Below are 18659 nucleotides of genomic sequence, written 5' to 3'. Positions count from 1 at the left end.
TTGCCCTCCCAGGTGTTCATCAGCCGCGGAAGCCGATGGACCATGCCATAGCGGACAGTCACGCGGTTGTGACGATCAGTCACAACCGCGATCGGGAGTCACCGGACCCCCCGAAGCGTGCAATGCCGAGATTCCGCCCATAGTCGAGCATAATGGGACGGAGGAGCCCTCCCCGGACTCCTTGTCTTATTTTGGCACGAGGGTGGGCAAGTGGCGCAAGGCCTACGTACGTGCGGTCCGTCACGCTTGACCGGCTTGGGGCATACGCCCGGATCGACGCCTACGTCCGTTGTCGGGTCCCGGTTGACCACGCCTCAGGGCGACGACAAAACCCCAAGAAGGGCATTTGGTCAAACGCCAGTTCGTTATGCGGCCGCGACGCGTCATCCCTCCGCGGCCAGGCGTCAGTTGGCCGACCTCAGTTCCCGGACCGAGCGCCAGCGCTCCACCAGCCGCCCGTAGGCCTCCCCCGCGGTCACCCCGTCCCCGCGGCGCAGCGCCGCGATCCCCTCGGCCACGTCCGCCGCGGAGTGGTCGTCCTCCAGCGCGCCGACCGGCAGGGCGTGCACCAGGCCGCCGTAGTCCAGTTCGACCAGTGAACGCGGATGGAACTCCTCCAGCCAGCGCCCCACATCCACCAGGCCGTCGATCAGCGGCCCCTCGTCCATGGCGGTCCTCAGCGCCCTCAGCCCGCGCGCCACCCGCCGCCGCGCCTCGACCATGGGCGTGCGGTAGCGCAGTACGGGGGCCTCGCCTGCGGAGCTCGTGGAGCCGGCGGGTCCCGGGGAGCCCCGGGAGCCCTTGTCGTACTCGCGCTCCTCGTCCGAGACCAGTACGAACCAGTTGATCGGCACCTGCCAGGTCGCGGTGCGGATCCACGGCCGGGCGTCGGGGTGGGCGGTCAGCCAGCGCTCGTAGTCCTCGGCGGCCTGGCGCCGTACGAACGGGGGCAGAAGCGCGTCCAGGACCGGCAGGGGAAAGTCCTCGGCGAGTTCCCCCAGGGCCTGCCAGCCGCGCAGCCGGGTACGCCAGGGGCAGACGCGGACCGTGCCGTCGACCTCCAGCACGAACGCGTCGTCGCTCTCCCGCACCGGAACCGGGACCGGCGGGGTCGGCACGACGTCGGCCAGGGACCGGCGCAGTTCGTCCTGATAGGAGGGAAGGTCGGGGCGGCGGGCGTAACGGGCCCAGTGACCGCGCTCCGGCTCGGGGAAGGCGGTCAGTGGTTCGTACACGCGCAGGTAGGCCGCGTAGGGGACGACCACCGAGGAGACCTTGGGCACGCCTGCTCCCTCCCCCGCGCACCGGCGCGAAAACCTGCGGGCCCGCCCACGGGCGCGCGGGCGGCGGACGGACGGCTCGCACGTACGGGTAATCCACGCGAATCGTCGCACGCCCTTCCTCCGGGACGAGGTACGCGGAGGTGATCCTGGACACGGTTCCGTCCCCGCGGGCGGCAGGCTCTAACCTCGTGCGCACAGCCTCCGCCACCGCCCCCACAGCCACAAGCGCGGGGGAGTTTCGGGAACTGTGTCCGCCCGCCGCTACTTACTCAGGAGTCACCACCGTGACCGACGTATCTGACGGCGTCCTGCACACCCTGTTCCATTCGGACCAGGGCGGTCACGAGCACGTTGTGCTCTGCCAGGACCGTGCCAGTGGCCTCAAGGCCGTCATCGCCCTCCACTCCACCGCCCTGGGCCCCGCCCTCGGTGGTACGCGCTTCTACCCGTACACGTCCGAGGGGGAGGCCGTCGCCGACGCGCTGAACCTCGCGCGCGGAATGTCGTACAAGAACGCCATGGCCGGTCTCGACCACGGCGGCGGCAAGGCCGTGATCATCGGCGATCCCGAGACGGTCAAGACCGAGGAGCTGCTGCTCGCCTACGGCCGGTTCGTCGCCTCTCTGGGCGGCCGGTACGTCACCGCCTGCGACGTCGGCACCTACGTCGCCGACATGGACGTCGTGGCCCGCGAGTGCCGCTGGACCACCGGCCGCTCCCCCGAGAACGGCGGCGCCGGCGACTCGTCCGTGCTCACCGCGTTCGGCGTCTACCAGGGGATGCGGGCCTCGGCCCAGCACCTGTGGGGCGACCCGTCGCTGCGTGACCGCAAGGTCGGTGTGGCGGGCGTCGGCAAGGTCGGCCACCACCTGGTGGAACACCTGCGCGAGGAGGGCGCCGAGGTCGTGATCACCGACGTGCGCGAGGACGCCGTGCGACGGATCCTGGACCGGCACCCGCAGGGCGTGACGGCCGTCGCCGACACAGAGGCGCTGATCCGCGCCGAGGGCCTGGACGTGTACGCCCCGTGCGCGCTGGGCGGCGCGCTGAACGACGACAGCGTGCCGGTGCTGACCGCCGCGGTGGTCTGCGGTGCCGCCAACAACCAGCTCGCCCACCCGGGCGTCGAGAAGGACCTCGCCGACCGCGGGATCCTCTACGCACCGGACTACGTGGTGAACGCCGGCGGGGTCATCCAGGTCGCCGACGAGCTGCACGGTTTCGCCTTCGACCGGTGCAGGGCGAAGGCGGCGAAGATCTTCGACACCACGCTCGCCATCTTCGCACGTGCGAATTCGGACGGGATTCCGCCGGCTGCGGCGGCCGACCGGATCGCCGAACAGCGGATGGCCGAGGCGCGCGCGCCACGCTGAGCGGCGTCCGGGCCCACAGCTGTCCGGTCTCGAACATCTCCGGGTACAACGTCTCGCCGACCTGCGGTGACCGGACTTGAGTGAGACACCCTGCCTGTCCGGCGTCCCGGAGAAGTCCGGGCAGTCGTTCGTGTGACGGGTCGGCCAGGAACAGTCGCTGCGCTCGCGACCAGCGCGAATGTCGAGAGGTGCCCGGACTTGTGCGGGACGCCCGGCCGAATGCCCGGAGATCTCTGAGACTGCCCGGACATCACGGACACCGGACAACAGCGGGCCCGTCCGGGCCGTGTACGAGGCGTGTGCGAGGCGTGTGCGAGGCACGTCCGGGCCATGTACGCGACACGTGCGGGACGCGTACGGCACACCTGCGGGACGCGCGCACAGCGCGCACGAACGCGTGTGGGGCGCATTCGGGGGGGGGCGGGCCGGTGAGTCCGCCCCCGCACGCTGTCCGCACATTTGGCCGGTACCCGCGGAGGGGCACTTCGAGAGAACTCTCACTTCTCCCGGCGGGTCGCCCCTGGTCAAGTGCTTGAAATTGCACTTGACCAGGGAGAACAGGGTGCTTCGGGGGCCCCGGGCGAGGGCGCGGCATGCGGGCGACGTACCGTATGGGCGTGGGCTCAGGTACCGTGGGAGCCCTACGGACCGGCCTCTCCATGGAGAGTCCGTGCCGGACCATGAACGCGTGTCAAGACTCTGGGGCCGTCGAGCCCCGTCGTTGAGGGGGTCGAGCCATGGGGCGCGGCCGGGCCAAGGCCAAGCAGACGAAGGTCGCCCGCCAGCTGAAGTACAACAGCGGTGGGACGGACCTCGCACGCCTGGCCGAGGAGCTGGGTGCATCGCCTTCGAACACGTCACCGAATGTCATCGGTGACCCTGTGGAGGACGATGAGCAGGACGACGACCTGTACGCACGATACGCCGACCTCTATGAGGACGACGACGATGGCGGGGACGGCCAGTCCTCACCACAGCGTCGTGGCGCTTGACCCTGCACTGAATCATCAGCCCGGTCGGTGACTCCGGTCACCGACCGGGTTCTGTACTGCCCGCCCGCGCGGGCCGCCGTCGTGCCGGGTGGGCTCGGCATGCCCGGGTGCCCCTCGCATGCTCCGCACACCCGGCTCGCTCAGCCCGCGTAGTCCCCCACCAGTTCCGCTCCTGTCGTCCGGTCGCCACGGCCGGTGATCTCGCCGGCCACCCAGGCGTCCAGTCCACGGTCGGCCAGGGCCGTCAGCGCCACGTCCGTGGACTCCTGCGGCACGATCGCGATCATGCCGACGCCCATGTTGAGGGTCCGCTCCAGTTCCAGGCGCTCGACCGAACCGGTCCGGCCGACGAGGTCGAAGACCGGGCCCGGGGTCCAGGTGGAGCGGTCCACGACCGCGTGCAGCCCGTCGGGGACGACACGGGCCAGGTTGGCCGCGAGGCCGCCGCCGGTGACGTGGCTGAAGGCGTGCACCTCGGTGACGGAGGTCAGGGCCAGGCAGTCCAGCGAGTAGATCCGGGTGGGCTCCAGGAGCTCCTCGCCGAGGGTGCGGCCCAGGTCGTCGACGTGGCTCTCCAGAGCGAGTCCGGCCTGGTTCAGCAGGACGTGCCGGACCAGCGAGTACCCGTTCGAGTGGAGTCCGGACGCGGCCATGGCGACGACCGTGTCACCCTCGCGGATACGGTCCGCGCCGAGCAGCCGGTCGGCCTCCACGACGCCCGTACCGGCGCCGGCGACGTCGAAGTCGTCCTCGCCCAGCAGGCCCGGGTGCTCGGCCGTCTCACCGCCGACCAGGGCGCAGCCGGCCAGCACACAGCCCTCCGCGATGCCCTTGACGATCGCGGCGACCCGCTCGGGGTGGACCTTGCCGACGCAGATGTAGTCGGTCATGAACAGCGGCTCGGCACCGCACACCACGATGTCGTCCATCACCATGGCGACCAGGTCGTGGCCGATGGTGTCGTAGACGCCCATCCGGCGGGCGATGTCGACCTTGGTGCCGACACCGTCCGTGGCGGAGGCGAGCAGGGGGCGCTCGTAGTTCTTCAGCGCGGAGACGTCGAAGAGACCGGCAAAGCCGCCGAGGCCGCCGAGGACCTCGGGGCGCCGGGTCTTCTTCACCCACTCCTTCATGAGCTCGACCGCGTGGTCGCCCGCGTCGATGTCGACGCCCGCGTTCTTGTACGACGCCGCGGCGTGGCCGGCGCCAGTGTTCTCAGACATGACGGGGGGAGCCTTCGTCTCGTTACGGCAGGGCAAGGACTTACGGACGGCGGATCGCGTCGACCGCGGCCGGTGCGGCCGTGCCGGCGGCCAGCTCGGTCTCCAGCAGCCGCTTGCCGAGGAGCTCGGGGTCGGGCAGATCCATCGGGTACTCGCCGTCGAAGCAGGCGCGGCACAGGTCCGGCTTGGCGATGGTCGTCGCCTCGATCATGCCGTCGATGGAGATGTACGCCAGGGAGTCGGCGCCCAGCGTCACACCGATCTCCTCGATGGACATGCCATTGGCGATGAGCTCCGCGCGGGTCGCGAAGTCGATGCCGAAGAAGCAGGGCCACTTCACGGGCGGCGAGGAGATCCGGATGTGGACCTCGGCGGCGCCCGCCTCGCGGAGCATGCGGACCAGGGCGCGCTGGGTGTTGCCGCGCACGATCGAGTCGTCGACGACGACCAGGCGCTTGCCCTTGATGACTTCCTTGAGCGGGTTCAGCTTCAGGCGGATGCCGAGCTGCCGGATGGTCTGCGAGGGCTGGATGAACGTCCGCCCGACATACGCGTTCTTGACCAGGCCGGCGCCGAAGGGGATGCCGGACGCCTCCGCGTAGCCGATGGCGGCCGGGGTGCCGGACTCCGGCGTCGCTATCACCAGGTCGGCCTCGGCGGGCGCCTCCTCGGCGAGGCGGCGGCCCATCTCGACGCGCGACAGATAGACGTTGCGTCCGGCGATGTCGGTGTCCGGGCGGGCCAGGTACACGTACTCGAAGACACAGCCCTTGGGCTTCGCGTCCGCGAATCGTGAGGAGCGCAGGCCGTTCTCGTCGATGGCGACGAACTCGCCCGGCTCGATCTCGCGCACATAGCTGGCGCCGCAGATGTCGAGGGCGGCGGACTCGGAGGCGATGACCCAGCCGCGCTCCAGACGGCCGAGGACCAGCGGACGGATGCCCTGCGGGTCGCGGGCCGCGTACAGCGTGTTCTCGTCCATGAAGACGAGGCTGAAGGCACCCTTGACCTGTGGGAGGACCACGTGCGCGGCCTGCTCCACGGTCACCGGTTCGCCGTCGGCGGCACGCTGGCCGGCCAGCAGGGCGGTGATCAGGTCGGTGTCGTTGGTGGCCGCCGCCCTGAGGGCGCGACCGTTCTCCTTGGGGAGTTCGGCGGCCAGCTCGGCGAGCTCCGCCGTGTTGACCAGGTTGCCGTTGTGGCCGAGCGCGATCGATCCCTGCGCAGTGGCGCGGAAGGTGGGCTGGGCGTTCTCCCACACGGAGGCGCCGGTGGTCGAGTAGCGGGCGTGACCGACCGCGATATGACCCTGGAGCGAACCGAGCGAGGTCTCGTCGAAGACCTGGGACACCAGGCCCATGTCCTTGAAGACGAGGATCTGGGAGCCGTTGCTGACCGCGATACCCGCGGATTCCTGGCCCCGATGCTGGAGGGCGTAGAGCCCGAAGTACGTGAGCTTGGCGACCTCTTCGCCCGGAGCCCAGACGCCGAAGACGCCGCAGGCGTCCTGGGGGCCCTTCTCTCCGGGGAGCAGGTCGTGGTTGAGTCGTCCGTCACCACGTGGCACGCCACCGAGTGTAGGCGAGGTCGAGTGCTGGTCCGAATTGGGTACGCGGCCTCAGTTGTGGATCATCCGGCGGCGAAGGCCTCGACGGTCGTTCCGTTTTCGCTGGTCAGCGTCACGTTCTGATGGTCTGTCCGATAGCCGGGCAGGGTGTCGAAAAGCCGCAGCAGCCGCTTCTCGGCCTTGATGAGTGAGTCTTCGCACACCATTCGGGTCGTGGTGGGCGTGTTGACGGTGATACGGCCATCGCGGACGGTGGCGTCGGCGTTCATCTTGTTGCAGCCGGGGCTTCCGGAGACGGGGCCCTCCTTCTCGTCGAAGGTGAGGTGCACGCGGCCCGCGGCGTCGGGGGACGTGATCTTCCACGTGGTGCCGTGCAGGAGGCTGTCCGCGCCGCCGTCGCCTCAACTCATCAACGGCAGATACGGTCCGAGGTCCGCCCGCTCCCCGCTCGCGCCGACCGTGCCGTCGGCCACCGCGTCCTGCCACGTCGTGCGCCCGGTGGCCAGGCGGATCCAGGTCAGCGGGTCGGTCTCGACGACGTTGGGCGGGGTGCCCCGGGTGTGCCTCGGCCCCTCCACGCACTGGACGACCGCGTACGGCGGGATCCGCACCTCCGTCGAGCCGCCGGGCGCCTTCGCGGCGAGCGTGTCGGCCAGCATCCGGGTGCACGCGGCCAGGGCCTGACGGTCGTGGGGGATGTCCAGGCCGGGCACGGCGGCGCCCAGGTCGTCGGTGTGGACGACGAGCTCGACGGCGCGGGTGACCAGGTGGTCGGTGAGGGTCACGGCGCCGGCGCGCATCGCGAGGACGCGGGTGTACGGGGCGGCGTCGAGGTGCCGGGCCAGGTCCTCCCCGGTGCGGGCGAGGAGTGCGTCGAGGTCGGGGGTCGCCCCGGCGAGGTCCCGGGAGCCCTCGGCGACGGCACCGGCGTGGGCGGCGGTCGCGGAGGGGTAGTCCAGCAGCGCGAGTCCGGGCTTCGCCGGTTCGTCCCGCTCCAGGGCCCGGCCGACACCCGCGACGGTCAGGGCCAGGTGCGCGATCAGGTCCCGCACGGTCCAGTCGCCGAGGCGGGTGGGCAGCGCGAGCTGCTCGGGGGTGAGGGTCCGAACGGCCGCGCGGACGTTCTCGAACTGGGCCAGTACGGCGGCTCGGGTCCTGGCGGGGTCGTAGGAGCGGGTGCGCTTCTTGGCCGGGGGCATGGCGGCAGCCTATGCGGGGGCCGCCGACGCCGGTTCGGGGACGTCGAACACCTCGCCGCCCCGGGGGACGCCGATGCCGCGCCATGCGAACGGGACGCCCCGCGCGATGTCCGGGTCGGGGCCGTCCATCAGCTGGAAGTGCAGGTGCGGCTCGGAGGAGTTGCCCGAATTGCCGCAGCGGGCGAGCACCTGTCCGGCCCGCACCCTGTCGCCCTCGCGGACGGTGAACGAGCCGCGCCGCACGTGCGCGTAGGCGGCATACGTCCCGTCGCCGAGGTCCAGCACCAGGTGGTTGCCGACGATCCGGTGGACCCCGCCCATCTCACGCACCGAGCCCTCGACGAGCATCAGGTACAGCAGCCCGGGCAGCGAGGTGCGGCTGAGGTGGTCGCGCTGCCCGTCCGAGACCCGGACGACCGTGGCGTCGGCGACCGCGCGCAGGGGAGCGCCGTACGCGGGGAAGGCGGCGGGGCGGCGGGCGAGCGGCCACAGCAGGGAGAACGCGGGCCGGGCGCCCGGCCCGGGCTCGGCGACGATGTCGATGGCGTACGTCTGGCCGTAGGCGTGGGTGCCGTGGCTCGGGGTGCGGTCGGCCGGGCTGTTCAGCGCGGACCAGCGGCCGGTCACCGGCGGATCGACCTCGACCGGTTCACGCGCGACGCGCGGGTGGTCCGGGGCACCGCCGCCCCACCGGTTGACCACGGTGATCAGGACGTAGGCGAGGAGCAGCGGCAGCAGGTTCCACAGGACCGGGTATCCCCAGCCGAGGCAGATGTGGGCGATCATCAGGGCGATGAAGCCCAGCTGCAGACCGCGGAAGGTCGTCATGGCGAGTTTGCGTGCGGACAAGGTTCCCCCTGATCGTCGTGGGTGTGGTGATCGGCCCCGGTCAGGTCAGTGCAGCGGACAGCAGCACCAGCAGCGGTACGACCCGGCCCGCCGGCACCTCGTGGCGGCCCCGGCCGGTGGTGTGCAGCCAGCCGGCACCGGTGAGCCGGCTCAGGTGGTGGTAGATCTGGCCGGTCGTGCCGACGCCGTCCAGCTCCGCGAGTTCGGCGGCGGTGCGCCGGCCGCCGAGGATCTCGCGGAGCAGCCGCAGCCGGACCGGGTGGCCGAGGGCGGCGAGCGGCTCGGCGGCGGCCGGCCAGTCCTCGTCCAGCAGTCCTCCGGTGAGAGAGCCGTCCTGCCACTCGTACTGTTCATTGGTCGGCAGCCGGACCAAGCCGGTGAACAGCACGCCCCCGTCGGCCGCCCCCAGCTCGGCGAGCTGGTTCTTCAGCCCTTCCAGCGCCCAGAAGCCGCCCTCCCCCGGGCGGCGGGCGCCGAGACGCGCCGTTTCCGCCGTTTCCGCCGTCTCCAGTGCGGCGAGCCGGCGTTCGAGGGCGGCGACACGTTCTTCGAGTTCCACGATTTCGAGATTACGTAACTACGCAATCACGCGCAACGCCTTCCGGCGGCGGACCCGCTCAACGCCGAAGCCCCCGCCCTGACCCGGGCGGGGGCTTCGTACGGAAGGGGCGTGCCGGAAAGGCGGAAGGGCGGGAGCCGGTCAGGCCAGCAGCGCCGGGATCGTCGCCTCGTGGGTCTCGCGCAGTTCCGCGAGGGGGAGCGTGAACTCGCCCTGGAGCTCCACCGTGTCCCCGTCGACGACGCCGACGCGCGTCGCCGGGAGGCCGCGGACACCGCACATGTCGGTGAAGCGCATCTCCTCCGAGCGCGGCACGGCGACGACCGCGCGGCCGGCCGACTCGGAGAACAGGAGGGTGAACGCGTCCAGCCCGTCCGGTACGACGAGCCGCGCGCCCTTGCCGCCCAGCAGCGCCGACTCGACCACGGCCTGGACCAGACCTCCGTCGGACAGGTCGTGTGCGGAGTCGATCATGCCGTCGCGGGACGCGGAGATCAGGATCTCGGCGAGCAGCCGCTCGCGCTCCAGGTCGACCTTGGGCGGCAGGCCGCCGAGGTGGTCGTGGATCACCTGGGACCAGGCCGAGCCGCCGAACTCCTCACGCGTGTCGCCGAGGAGGTAGAGCAGCTGACCCTCCTCCCGGAAGGCGACCGGCGTGCGCCGGGCCACGTCGTCGATGACGCCGAGGACCGCGACCACCGGGGTCGGGTGGATGGCGGCCTCACCGGTCTGGTTGTAGAGCGAGACGTTGCCGCCGGTCACCGGGGTGCCGAGCTGCAGGCAGCCGTCGGCGAGACCGCGGACGGCCTCGGCGAACTGCCACATGACGGCCGGGTCCTCGGGCGAGCCGAAGTTCAGGCAGTCGGAGACGGCGAGGGGCTTCGCGCCGGTCGTCGCCACGTTCCGGTACGCCTCGGCGAGCGCCAGCTGCGCACCCGTGTACGGGTCCAGCTTGGCGTACCGGCCGTTGCCGTCGGTGGCGATGGCGACGCCGAGGCCGGTCTTCTCGTCGACGCGGATCATGCCGGAGTCCTCGGGCTGGGCGAGGACGGTGTTGCCCTGGACGAAGTGGTCGTACTGCTGGGTGATCCACTGCTTCGAGGCCTGGTTGGGCGAGCCCACCAGCTTCAGGACCTGGTCCCTCAGCTCCTCGGAGGTCGCCGGGCGGGGCAGCTTGCCGGCGTCGTCGGCCTGGAGCGCGTCCTGCCACTCGGGACGCGCGTAGGGGCGCTCGTAGACCGGGCCGTCGTGGGCTACGGTGCGCGGGTCGACGTCGACGATCCTGCCACCGTGCCAGTAGATCTCCAGGCGGTCGCCGTCGGTGACCTCGCCGATGACGGTGGCGATGACGTCCCACTTCTCGCAGATCTCGAGGAAGCGGTCGACCTTCTCCGGCTCGACCACCGCGCACATGCGTTCCTGCGACTCGCTCATGAGGATTTCCTCGGGAGACAGGGTCGAGTCGCGCAGGGGTACCTCGTCGAGGGTGACGCGCATACCGCCGGAGCCGTTGGAGGCCAGCTCGGAGGTGGCGCAGGAGAGGCCTGCGGCGCCCAGGTCCTGGATGCCGACGACCAGCTTCTCGCGGAACGCCTCCAGGGTGCACTCGATGAGGAGCTTCTCCTGGAAGGGATCGCCGACCTGCACGGCGGGGCGTTTGGAGGGCTTCGCGTCGTCGAAGGTCTCGCTCGCCAGGATGGAGGCGCCGCCGATGCCGTCGCCGCCGGTCCTGGCCCCGTACAGGATGACCTTGTTGCCCGCGCCGGACGCCTTGGCGAGGTGGATGTCCTCGTGCCGCATGACACCGATGGCGCCGGCGTTGACCAGCGGGTTGCCCTGGTAGCAGGAGTCGAAGACGACCTCGCCCCCGATGTTCGGCAGGCCCAGGCAGTTGCCGTAGCCGCCGATGCCGGCGACGACGCCGGGCAGGACGCGCTTGGTGTCCGGGTGGTCGGCTGCCCCGAAGCGCAGCGGGTCCACGACGGCGACCGGGCGGGCGCCCATCGCGATGATGTCGCGGACGATGCCGCCGACACCGGTCGCGGCGCCCTGGTAGGGCTCGACGTAGGACGGGTGGTTGTGCGACTCGACCTTGAAGGTCACCGCGTAGCCCTGGCCGACGTCGACGACACCGGCGTTCTCACCGATGCCGACGAGCATCGCGTCGGACTGCGGGGCCTTCTCGCCGAACTGGCGGAGGTGGACCTTGGAGGACTTGTACGAGCAGTGCTCGGACCACATCACCGAGTACATGGCGAGCTCGGCACCGGTCGGGCGACGGCCGAGGATCTCCACCACCCGCTCGTACTCGTCCTTTTTGAGACCGAGTTCGGCCCAGGGCAACTCGACGTCGGGGGTCTTCGCCGCGTGCTCGACCGTGTCCAGAGGCGTCCGGCTCATGCGTTGACCAGCTTCTTGAGGATCGAGGTGAAGAACGGGAGGCCGTCGGTGCGGCCGGTGCCGATCAGCGGCTCGACGGCGTGCTCGGGGTGCGGCATCAGACCGACGACGTTGCCCGCCGCGTTGGCGATGCCGGCGATGTCGTTGAGCGAGCCGTTGGGGTTGCCGTCACCGTCGGCGGCTTCGCCGTCGGTGACGTAGCGGAAGGCGACGCGGCCCTCGGCCTCGAGCTCGTCCAGCGTGCGCGCGTCGGCGACGTAACGGCCGTCCATGTTCTTCAGCGGGATGCTGATCTCCTGCCCGGCGGTGTAGTCACCGGTCCAGGCGGTGTCCGCGTTCTCCACCCGCAACTTCTGGTCACGGCAGATGAAGTGCAGGTGGTCGTTGCCCAGCATGCCGCCGGGGAGCAGGTGCGCCTCGGTGAGGATCTGGAAGCCGTTGCAGATGCCGAGGACGGGCAGTCCCGCCTTCGCCTGCTCGATGACGGTGTCCATCACCGGCGAGAAACGGGCGATGGCCCCGGCGCGCAGGTAGTCGCCGTAGGAGAATCCGCCGCAGAGCACCACGGCGTCGACCTGGTGAAGGTCCTTGTCCTTGTGCCACAGGGCGACCGGCTCGGCGCCCGCGAGCCGGATCGCGCGCCGGCTGTCACGGTCGTCGAGGCTGCCCGGGAAAGTGACGACGCCAATACGAGCGGTCACTTCACGGCCTCCGCGACTTCTTCGACCCTGACGGTGAAGTCCTCGATCACGGTGTTGGCGAGGAAGGATTCCGCAAGATCGTGGATGCGGGCGAGCGCGGCCTCGTCGACCGGCCCGTCAACTTCCAGTTCGAATCGCTTTCCCTGGCGAACGTCCGAGATCCCTTCGAATCCCAGCCGCGGCAGTGCGCGCTGCACCGCCTGGCCCTGGGGGTCGAGGATCTCCGGCTTGAGCATGACGTCGACTACGACGCGTGCCACTGGCACTCCCGGTGTGTGGTGCTGAGCAGGTTCCTTCAGACTACCCGCACAAAATTTCTACGCGAGTAGAGTTGGAGGAATCTACGTGACCCCGATCACGATTCGGCATCTTGGGGAGGCCTCCGGGAAAAAATCCGGGAAAGATCCGCGTTCCGTCGCGTATCCCTATTGCGCGCAGGACACGCGGACAGATTTAGTCGAGCTTCACAATGCAATGCCGGGCACTGTACAAATGAATTGTCATTAGCAGGTACTTTGCCCGATTACAGGCGGACAGCCGACATCTCAGCGACGCCCCGGCACGTCATCACGGACGTCAACAGAGGTGTCGCACGAAGGGACCGATATTCGTGGCGCAGAAGGTCGTGGTCACTCTCTTTGACGACATCGACGGCTCGGAAGCGGCGGAAACGATCGCCTTCGGACTCGACGGCAAGTCGTACGAGATCGACCTGAACGAAGACAACGCCGACGGGCTGCGGACGGCGCTCGCACCCTACGTGGAGGCCGGCCGCAAGCGTTCCCGCTCGGGGCGGACCTACAAGCAGACGGAGGTCGCCCCCGATCCGGCGGCCGTGCGCGCCTGGGCCCGGTCGAACCGGATGGACGTCCCCGCACGCGGGCGGATCCCCAAGCGGGTCTACGAGGCGTTCGCCGCGGCGCGGTGAGCACCCCGCGGACCGGGCCGTGATCGCCTCCGGCGGTCGGGGCCGGCTCCGGCGGTCGGGCTCGGCCCGGACAGGTGTGCCAGAAACCCGGCGGTCATCGACCCCTCGGAACAGCCGACTTGCGCAGCACCCCCGCTGATCAGCTAGAGTCTGGAGCACGCCGAGGGGCAAGGCCGAAAGGCCCGGCTCACGGAGTACATGCGGGTGTAGTTCAGTAGTAGAACATCCCCCTTCCAGGGGGAAGGCGCAGTGTGCAATTCCTGTCACCCGCTCTGCGCAGTCGTACCGGTCGGCCAAGTCGATCAGGTAGGCTGGTGCTCGCACCGATCGGTGAAAGCCGGTCGGAGGCAATGCGGACGTAGCTCAGCTGGTAGAGCGCAACCTTGCCAAGGTTGAGGTCGCGAGTTCGAACCTCGTCGTCCGCTCGGGAGTCAGACCCCGGTCCAATGGACCGGGGTCTTTTCGTGTGCCCCAGACCCGAGTCCTCCGTGCTCCCGGCAGTGCAGGCCGTCTGACATTTGTCATCCCGGGTGATGACAGCGCGCACTGCTGTCCGGCCCGTACGGGCGGAATGGTCGAAGCATGCGAGCAAACGGACACGAACACGTGATTGAGGTCACCGACCTGCGCCGTGTGTACGGGGGCGGGTTCGAGGCCGTGCGCGGGGTCAGCTTCTCCGCACGGCGGGGGGAGGTCTTCGCGCTGCTGGGCACCAACGGCGCGGGCAAGACCTCCACCCTCGAACTGCTGGAGGGCCTCGCGGCACCGACGGGCGGGCAGGTCAGGATCTTCGGGCACGACCCCTACACCGACCGCACCGCCGTACGGCCCCACACCGGCGTGATGCTCCAGGAAGGCGGCTTCCCGTCCGACCTGACCGTCATGGAGACCGCGCGGATGTGGGCCGGCGCCGTCAGCGGGGCCCGTCCGCCGCAGGAGGTGCTGCCGCTGGTCGGACTGGGCGGCAAGGGCGACGTACGGGTCAAGCAGCTGTCCGGGGGTGAGCGGCGCCGTCTGGACCTGGCCCTCGCGCTGCTCGGCGACCCCGAGGTGCTGTTCCTCGACGAGCCGACCACCGGTCTGGACGCCGAAGGGCGCCGCGACACCTGGCGGTTGGTACGGGAGCTGCGTGACAACGGCACCACCGTACTGCTGACCACCCACTACCTGGAGGAGGCCGAGGCGCTGGCCGACCACCTCGCGATCATGCACAAGGGACGCATCGCCACCACCGGCACACCCGCCGAGGTGACCGCCGCGCAGCCGTCCCGGATCACCTTCGAACTGCCCCAGGGCTGCTTCCCCGGCGACCTGCCGCCGCTTGACGAGCTGGGCGTGAGCGGACACGAGCTGGACGGACGGACCGTCAAGCTGCACACCCGTGAGCTGCAACGGTCGGCGACCCGCCTGCTGGTGTGGGCCGAGCAGTCCGGAATGGAACTGAAGAGGCTGGACGTGCGCTCGGCGTCGCTGGAGGAGGCGTTCCTGGGCATCGCCCACGACGTCTCCGCGCGTGACCACGCGCACGAAGCCTCGGCCGGCAAGGCGTCCACCACCGGAAAGGAGTACGCGGTATGAGCGGCACGGTCACACCGCCCAAGGGGGCGGCCAAGGGAACACACGTCAGGAGCACGGCGGTCAGCACCCCCGTGGGACGTGTACGGGCCCTCGCCCGCGCCGAGCTGACGCTGCTGGGGCGCAGCAAGGGCACGCTCTTCGCCGCGCTGTTCGTCCCGGTGGTGGTGCCGTTCAGCCTCCGCACCGCGGCCGACGAGATGGACCTCGCCGGGGCGGGTCTGAGCGTCGGCACCCTGATCGTGCCCGCCGCGATCGGCTTCTCCCTGCTGTTCGCCGTCTACGCGGCGCTCGTCGGCGTCTTCGTCACCCGGCGCGAGGAACTCGTGCTGAAGCGGCTGCGCACCGGAGAACTGCGGGACGCCGAGATCCTGACCGCGTCCTCGCTGCCGTCCGGCGCGATCGGGCTGGCGCAGTCGCTGCTGCTGGCAGTGGGCTGCGCACTGCTCATGGACATGGCCGCACCGCAGGCCGTCCATCTGGCCGTCCTGGGACTGCTGCTGGGGCTGGTGCTGAGCGCGGGACTCGCCGCCGTCACCGCGAGTTTCACCCGGACCGCCGAGAGCGCGCAGGTCACCTCGATGCCGGTGATCCTGGTCTCGGTGCTCGCCTCCGGCATGACCGTCCCGCTGGAGATCCTGCCCGACCGGCTGGCCTCCATCTGCGCACTGCTGCCCTTCACTCCGGTCATGACCCTGGTGCGCGGCGGCTTCACCGGAAACCTGTCCGGCTCCGAGACGCTGTTCGCCCTGACGACCGGTGTGGCCTGGACGCTGGTGTCGGTGTTTGCTGTACGCCGGTGGTTCCGCTGGGAACCGCGACGCTGAGGCACGCGGGCGCGAAGTACGCGGGCGCGAGGGCGGACCGGAGAGCGGGGCGGGCGAGGACATGGGCAGACCGGGCGAGGACATCCGCAGGCCGGGTCGCTGGTGGCGGCGTAAGAGCACCCCGGCGAAGGTCGAGGCGTACACGCGGTGGTCGTTCCACTTCATGGTGCTGGTCGAGTTCGTGACGGCCGGCGGGCAGCTCCTCGGACTGCTCGCGCGGGAGGAGCACCCCGGGCCGGGGCCGACGGCCGTGCTGATGCTCCTCGTCGCCGGGCACTGCGTACTCGGCGGTGTGCTCGCCTCGCGGGCGCTGGACTGGCAGCGCGGGCGGCGGGCGAAGCCGGTACGGCTGCTGTGGGCTCTCGGCGCCGTCACCGCCGCCGTCGCGGCGACGGCCGTCTCGCTCGTCGACCACGGCCGGGCGGGCCAGGACGCCGACGGGGCGCTCCTCATGGCCTTCGTGATCGTCCTGGCCTTCGGCGCGGGAACGACCACGCTCGGCCTGCGCGACCGACGGGGGACGCTCGCCTGCGCGGCGGGCTTCGCGGCGGGCTCGGGAGCGGCGGCCTTCGCCTCCGGCATGGCCGCCCCCGGCGCACTGATCATCGCGGGGGTGGTCCTGCTCAGCACCGGGTTCGTCACCTCCACCCACCTCCTCTCGCTCTGGCTGCTCAACGTCGTCCACGAACTCGACGAGGCCCGCGAGACCCGTACCCGGCTCGCCGTCGCGGAGGAGCGGCTGCGGTTCGGGCGGGACCTGCACGACGTCATGGGCCGCAACCTCGCCGTGATCGCGCTCAAGAGCGAGCTGGCCGTCCAGTTGGCCCAGCGCGAACGGCCTGAGGCGGTCACGCAGATGGTCGAGGTGCAGCGGCTGGCCCACGAGACCCAGCGGGAGGTGCGTGAGGTGGTACGCGGCTACCGCGAGGCCGATCTGAACAGCGAACTCGCGGGCGCGAAGGGAGTGCTGACCGCGGCCGGCATCGACTGCGCGGTCACCGGCCCCGCGGTCGGGCTCCCGCCACAGGTGCAGTCCGCGCTGGGCTGGGTGGTACGGGAGGCGGCGACCAATGTGCTGCGGCACGGCGACGCGCGGCAATGCGCGGTGGAGGTAAGAGCGCTGGAGGGGCGTGCGGTGCTGACGGTGGACAACGACGGGGTGCCGGACGGCGCCGACGGGCCCGGCCGGGGCTCCGGTCTCGTCGGGCTGCGCGAGCGGCTGGCGGAGATCGGCGGCACGCTGCGGGCCGGACCGACCGGGGACGGGCGGTTCCTGCTGACGGCGGAGGTGCCGTCGTCCGCGCCCGCAGGGGCGGGAGCCGGGGCGGGGCCGAGGGCCGGGGCGGTGGCGTCGAGGGCCGCCGAACCCCCCGTGCCTACGGGTCTTGGGGCGCAGACCACGGCACCCGTCTCCGCGGACTCCGGAAACGAGGTCACCCCATGACGCCGACACCGCCCGGACCCGTCCGGCTGCTGCTCGCCGACGACGAGCATCTGATCCGGGGGGCACTCGCCACCCTGTTGTCCCTGGAGGACGACCTCGTGATCGTCGCCGAGGCGGCCTCCGGACCGGAGGCGCTGGCGATGGCGCGTGCGCACACCCCCGACGTCGCGGTACTGGATCTGCAGATGCCCGGCGCGGACGGTGTGAAGGTCGCCGCCTCACTGCGGGCGGAACTCCCCGGCTGCCGCGTGCTGATCGTGACCAGTCACGGGCGTCCCGGACATCTGAAGCGGGCCCTCGCGGCGGGGGTGCGCGGCTTCGTCCCCAAGACCGTCAGCGCACAGCACCTCGCGGAGATCATCCGCACCGTCCACGCGGGAAACCGTTACGTGGATCCCGAGTTGGCAGCCGACGCGATCGCCGCCGGCGACTCACCTCTGACCGCGCGTGAGGCCGAGGTGCTGGAACTCGCGGCCGACGGGGCGCCCGTGGCCGAGATCGCGGAGCGGGCCGCGCTGTCCCAGGGGACCGTGCGGAACTACCTGTCGTCCGCCGCCACGAAACTCGGTGCGGAGAACCGTCACGCCGCAGTGCGGCTCGCGCGCGAGCGGGGTTGGGTATAGTTGCTCTCGCGCCACGGCGCATGCGGACGTAGCTCAGCTGGTAGAGCGCAACCTTGCCAAGGTTGAGGTCGCGAGTTCGAACCTCGTCGTCCGCTCGGGAATCAGACCCCGGTCCGACGGACCGGGGTCTTCCTCGTGTGCGCCCGGCGCGGACGCCGGGCACTGAGGCCCGGCTCGCACAGGTACGGCCTCAGCTCCAGGGGACGCCCGTCAGACGCTCGTACGCCTCCACGTACTTCGCCCGGGTCGCGTCCACGACGTGCTGCGGCAGCGCCGGCGGGGGCTGCTCACCCGCCCGGTCCCAGCCCGACTCGGCGGAGGTCAGCCAGTCCCGCACGTACTGCTTGTCGTACGACGGCTGCGCGTGGCCCGGCTCCCACTGCTCGGCCGGCCAGAAGCGGGAGGAGTCCGGGGTGAGCACCTCGTCCGCGACGACCAGCGTGTCGCCGTCGAACCCGAACTCGAACTTGGTGTCCGCGAGGATGATCCCCCGTTTCCGGGCGATGTCGCGGGCCCGGGTGTACGTGGCGAGGGTGGCCTGCCGCAACTGCGCCGCGGTGTCGGCACCGACCTGGCGGGCGACCTCCTCGTAGGAGACGTTCTCGTCGTGCTCACCGACTGCGGCCTTGGTGGCCGGGGTGAAGATCGGGGCGGGCAGTTCCGATCCGTCCACCAGCCCCTCGGGGAGCGCGAGGCCGCAGACCGTACGGGACTCCTGGTACTCGGCGAGGCCCGAGCCGGTGAGGTAGCCGCGGGCCACGCACTCCACAGGGGCCATCCGCAGCGACTTGCAGACGAGGGTGCGGCCCTCCCAGTCGGCGGGGACGCCCGCGGGGAGCTCGGTACTCAGGACGTGGTGCGGCACCAGGTCGGCGAGCTGGTCGAACCACCAGAGGGAGAGCCGGGTGAGGACCCTGCCCTTGTCCGGGATCTCGGTCGGCAGCACCCAGTCGTAGGCGGAGATGCGGTCACTGGCGACCATCACGAGGTCACCCGCCTCGTTCCGGTACAGCTCGCGCACCTTTCCGGTGTGCAGATGCACCAGACCCGGAACCTGGATCGGCTCGGGCTTCTCGACGAATCCGGACACGGTTCCTCCGCGTGTTTCGGAACAAC

At 70.8% G+C, this 18659-nt stretch carries 18 protein-coding genes and 3 tRNA genes; 10 read left to right on the top strand and 11 right to left on the bottom strand.

Translation table 11 applies throughout. The features are described 5' to 3' along the window. Positions 1-404: 404 nt before the first annotated feature. A complete protein-coding gene (locus HUV60_RS17715) occupies positions 405-1283 on the bottom strand; it encodes a hypothetical protein (protein ID WP_257850341.1) in 879 nt (292 codons plus the stop codon). Positions 1284-1567: 284 nt separating this feature from the next. Here HUV60_RS17715 and HUV60_RS17710 point away from each other — a divergent pair, with 284 nt between their 5' ends. Both HUV60_RS17710 and HUV60_RS17705 read left to right on the top strand, forming a co-directional pair. After that, complete coding sequence (locus tag HUV60_RS17710; RefSeq protein WP_257850342.1) at positions 1568-2656, top strand: Leu/Phe/Val dehydrogenase; 1089 nt, start codon at positions 1568-1570, stop codon at positions 2654-2656. 737 nt (positions 2657-3393) lie between these two features. Continuing rightward, positions 3394-3648, top strand: a complete 255-nt coding sequence (locus HUV60_RS17705; protein ID WP_257850343.1) for a DUF3073 domain-containing protein — start codon at positions 3394-3396, stop codon at positions 3646-3648. A gap of 140 nt (positions 3649-3788) precedes the next feature. On the opposite strand, the gene purM is transcribed toward HUV60_RS17705, so the two are convergent. The 9 genes from purM to purS all read right to left on the bottom strand — a co-directional run bounded on the left by purM (position 3789) and on the right by purS (position 12406). Next, entirely contained in the window at positions 3789-4871 is a 1083-nt protein-coding gene (gene purM, locus HUV60_RS17700) for a phosphoribosylformylglycinamidine cyclo-ligase (protein WP_257850345.1), read from the bottom strand. 40 nt (positions 4872-4911) lie between these two features. Then, complete coding sequence (gene purF, locus HUV60_RS17695) at positions 4912-6438, bottom strand: amidophosphoribosyltransferase (protein WP_257850346.1); 1527 nt, start codon at positions 6436-6438, stop codon at positions 4912-4914. A gap of 62 nt (positions 6439-6500) precedes the next feature. Further along, positions 6501-6815: an META domain-containing protein gene (locus tag HUV60_RS17690; protein ID WP_331462049.1), complete on the bottom strand. Its 315-nt coding sequence runs from the start codon at positions 6813-6815 to the stop codon at positions 6501-6503. Between the two features lie 24 nt (positions 6816-6839). Then, entirely contained in the window at positions 6840-7637 is a 798-nt protein-coding gene (locus tag HUV60_RS17685; RefSeq protein WP_257850347.1) for a maleylpyruvate isomerase family mycothiol-dependent enzyme, read from the bottom strand. 9 nt (positions 7638-7646) lie between these two features. Beyond that, positions 7647-8486, bottom strand: coding sequence for a M23 family metallopeptidase (locus HUV60_RS17680; protein WP_257850348.1), 840 nt, complete (start codon positions 8484-8486; stop codon positions 7647-7649). 40 nt (positions 8487-8526) lie between these two features. After that, the gene (locus tag HUV60_RS17675) at positions 8527-9045 is read right to left on the bottom strand and encodes an ArsR/SmtB family transcription factor (RefSeq protein WP_257850349.1); all 519 of its coding nucleotides are present in this window, start codon (positions 9043-9045) and stop codon (positions 8527-8529) included. A 141-nt stretch (positions 9046-9186) separates the two neighbouring features. Continuing rightward, complete coding sequence (gene purL / locus HUV60_RS17670; RefSeq protein WP_257850350.1) at positions 9187-11445, bottom strand: phosphoribosylformylglycinamidine synthase subunit PurL; 2259 nt, start codon at positions 11443-11445, stop codon at positions 9187-9189. Further along, the gene (purQ, locus tag HUV60_RS17665) at positions 11442-12146 is read right to left on the bottom strand and encodes a phosphoribosylformylglycinamidine synthase subunit PurQ (RefSeq protein ID WP_257850351.1); all 705 of its coding nucleotides are present in this window, start codon (positions 12144-12146) and stop codon (positions 11442-11444) included. The genes purL and purQ overlap by 4 nt, the downstream gene beginning before the upstream one ends. After that, a complete protein-coding gene (purS, locus tag HUV60_RS17660; RefSeq protein ID WP_010045045.1) occupies positions 12143-12406 on the bottom strand; it encodes a phosphoribosylformylglycinamidine synthase subunit PurS in 264 nt (87 codons plus the stop codon). The genes purQ and purS overlap by 4 nt, the downstream gene beginning before the upstream one ends. A 350-nt stretch (positions 12407-12756) precedes the next feature. Between purS and HUV60_RS17655 the strand changes: the two genes are divergently transcribed. From HUV60_RS17655 to HUV60_RS17620, 8 genes are all read left to right on the top strand, one after another. Then, positions 12757-13074 (top strand): histone-like nucleoid-structuring protein Lsr2, encoded by a 318-nt coding sequence (locus HUV60_RS17655; protein ID WP_257850353.1) that lies wholly within the window; start codon positions 12757-12759, stop codon positions 13072-13074. Between the two features lie 200 nt (positions 13075-13274). After that, positions 13275-13346: transfer RNA gene (locus tag HUV60_RS17650), tRNA-Gly, on the top strand. Between the two features lie 80 nt (positions 13347-13426). Then, positions 13427-13499 (top strand) — tRNA-Gly (locus tag HUV60_RS17645). 157 nt (positions 13500-13656) lie between these two features. Further along, positions 13657-14652, top strand: coding sequence for an ABC transporter ATP-binding protein (locus HUV60_RS17640; protein ID WP_257850354.1), 996 nt, complete (start codon positions 13657-13659; stop codon positions 14650-14652). Beyond that, positions 14649-15476, top strand: a complete 828-nt coding sequence (locus tag HUV60_RS17635) for an ABC transporter permease (RefSeq protein WP_257850355.1) — start codon at positions 14649-14651, stop codon at positions 15474-15476. The genes HUV60_RS17640 and HUV60_RS17635 overlap by 4 nt, the downstream gene beginning before the upstream one ends. A gap of 61 nt (positions 15477-15537) precedes the next feature. Beyond that, positions 15538-16920 (top strand): sensor histidine kinase, encoded by a 1383-nt coding sequence (locus tag HUV60_RS17630; RefSeq protein ID WP_443047326.1) that lies wholly within the window; start codon positions 15538-15540, stop codon positions 16918-16920. Continuing rightward, entirely contained in the window at positions 16917-17543 is a 627-nt protein-coding gene (locus tag HUV60_RS17625; RefSeq protein WP_257850356.1) for a response regulator transcription factor, read from the top strand. The genes HUV60_RS17630 and HUV60_RS17625 overlap by 4 nt, the downstream gene beginning before the upstream one ends. 22 nt (positions 17544-17565) lie before the next feature. After that, positions 17566-17638, top strand: a tRNA-Gly gene (locus HUV60_RS17620). A 95-nt stretch (positions 17639-17733) separates the two neighbouring features. On the opposite strand, the gene HUV60_RS17615 is transcribed toward HUV60_RS17620, so the two are convergent. Further along, entirely contained in the window at positions 17734-18633 is a 900-nt protein-coding gene (locus tag HUV60_RS17615; protein WP_257850357.1) for a phosphoribosylaminoimidazolesuccinocarboxamide synthase, read from the bottom strand. Positions 18634-18659 lie beyond the last annotated feature (26 nt).

This window comes from Streptomyces sp. KMM 9044 (assembly GCF_024701375.2).
Classification (GTDB): domain Bacteria; phylum Actinomycetota; class Actinomycetes; order Streptomycetales; family Streptomycetaceae; genus Streptomyces.
The sequence above is the reverse complement of the archived record's forward strand: the minus strand, read 5'-3'. Positions and strand labels throughout refer to the sequence as shown.

What these genes read in the sequence shown, in the direction of transcription:
- purM (WP_257850345.1), bottom strand. Translation starts at nt 4,871, where the DNA reads ATGTCTGAGAACACTGGCGCCGGCCACGCCGCGGCGTCGTACAAGAAC.
- HUV60_RS17630 (WP_443047326.1), top strand. Translation starts at nt 15,538, where the DNA reads ATGGGCAGACCGGGCGAGGACATCCGCAGGCCGGGTCGCTGGTGGCGG.
- HUV60_RS17705 (WP_257850343.1), top strand. Translation starts at nt 3,394, where the DNA reads ATGGGGCGCGGCCGGGCCAAGGCCAAGCAGACGAAGGTCGCCCGCCAG.
- HUV60_RS17625 (WP_257850356.1), top strand. Translation starts at nt 16,917, where the DNA reads ATGACGCCGACACCGCCCGGACCCGTCCGGCTGCTGCTCGCCGACGAC.
- HUV60_RS17640 (WP_257850354.1), top strand. Translation starts at nt 13,657, where the DNA reads ATGCGAGCAAACGGACACGAACACGTGATTGAGGTCACCGACCTGCGC.
- purL (WP_257850350.1), bottom strand. Translation starts at nt 11,445, where the DNA reads ATGAGCCGGACGCCTCTGGACACGGTCGAGCACGCGGCGAAGACCCCC.
- HUV60_RS17635 (WP_257850355.1), top strand. Translation starts at nt 14,649, where the DNA reads ATGAGCGGCACGGTCACACCGCCCAAGGGGGCGGCCAAGGGAACACAC.
- HUV60_RS17685 (WP_257850347.1), bottom strand. Translation starts at nt 7,637, where the DNA reads ATGCCCCCGGCCAAGAAGCGCACCCGCTCCTACGACCCCGCCAGGACC.